The organism is Pseudomonas sp. P5_B2 (assembly GCF_056400445.1).
In genome coordinates this window covers 1-796 of sequence record NZ_JBFULH010001253.1, presented here as the reverse complement: position 1 = coordinate 796, position 796 = coordinate 1, and the positions used below count along the sequence as shown (strand labels likewise).

Genomic DNA, 796 nt, shown 5'->3' with positions numbered 1-796 from the left:
GGCAACGACACCTCAACGCTGGAACCTTCGATCTTGGTCGCCCAACCGGCCATGTAGCGCAGGAAATCGATGGCCAGTTGCACGTCCATGACCTGGGCGACGGCGGCGCTTTTGCCGTTGTTCAGGCATTCCAGTTGCGCCAGCAGTTCGGCGTCGCGTTGCATCAGGTCGGCGAGTTTCCACAGCAGGTTCTGGCGTTCGCGCGGGCGGGTGTGGGTCCAGGCCGAATCATCGAAGGCCTGACGCGCGGCCAGTACGGCGCGGTCGACATCGTCCGGAGTGGCCCGTGGCACTACACACAATACTTCGCCGGTGGCCGGGTTGTGCAGGGGCATGGTCTGGCCGTCGGCGGCCTCGACCCAGTCGCCGCCGATCAGCATGCGCGGGGCACGCTGGATGAACGCGGAGGTGGCGGGAAGCAAATTAGGGAGCGACATGGCGAAGCCTCTTATTGTTCGTGAGAACCGGGCTTTCGCAATGGCTGTGCCAAGTCGCCGCAAGGTCAGGCGAGCCGTTGATTAACGAGGGCTAACAGGGCGTAAAGGATGGCGAAGGTGGCGATTTTTTCGCAAATTGCGACAGGCGCTGAGACGACGAGCAACCCGGTTGCGACCTTGAGCGCCTCGGTGATGGGGTCTAGAATTTTCTGGCTCGGTGGGTGAAATGACGGCCCATTTCCCCGGCCACACATCTCGCGCAAGGGAGGTTGTGATGAACCTTTCGACCCTGGAGATTCAAAGCATCATTGAACGAAGTTTTCTGCCCTCGGTGTGTACCTGCAGCATGGCCCCGGATC

At 61.3% G+C, this 796-nt stretch carries 2 protein-coding genes; one reads left to right on the top strand and one right to left on the bottom strand.

What is annotated here, in order from left to right; all coding sequences use genetic code 11:
- Positions 1-437 (bottom strand): aldehyde dehydrogenase family protein (locus tag AC1DRJ_RS30570; protein ID WP_477805398.1); only part of this gene is annotated, 437 nt, incomplete at its 3' end.
- Between the two features lie 274 nt (positions 438-711).
- Between AC1DRJ_RS30570 and AC1DRJ_RS30565 the strand changes: the two genes are divergently transcribed.
- Positions 712-796 (top strand): DUF1652 domain-containing protein (locus AC1DRJ_RS30565; RefSeq protein WP_477805399.1); only part of this gene is annotated, 85 nt, incomplete at its 3' end.